The 220-nt window shown below is 70.0% G+C and carries 1 protein-coding gene; it reads left to right on the top strand.

What is annotated here, in order from left to right; all coding sequences use genetic code 11:
* Positions 1-220: histidine kinase dimerization/phospho-acceptor domain-containing protein (locus IH45_RS0142910; protein WP_030682830.1), on the top strand; the 220-nt coding region annotated here is incomplete at both ends.

The raw sequence follows: 220 nt of genomic DNA, 5'->3' as shown, positions 1-220 counted from the left end.
GGAGCTGGCGGACACCTTCGACGAGATGCTGGACCGCCTGGACCGGGCCTTTGAGTCGCAGCGCCGCTTCGTGGCCAATGCCTCGCACGAGCTGCGGACGCCGCTGGCGATCAACCGCACGCTGCTGGAGGTGCAGCTGGCCGATCCGGACGCCTCGCCGGAGCTGGCGCAGCTGGGCAAGACGCTGCTGGCGACCAACGAGCGCAGTGAGCAGCTGGTC

Origin of the sequence: Streptomyces rimosus subsp. rimosus (assembly GCF_000720725.1) — a bacterium.
Taxonomy (GTDB): Bacteria; Actinomycetota; Actinomycetes; order Streptomycetales; family Streptomycetaceae; genus Streptomyces; species Streptomyces rimosus_A.
This window is presented reverse-complemented; position numbering and strand designations above follow the sequence as displayed.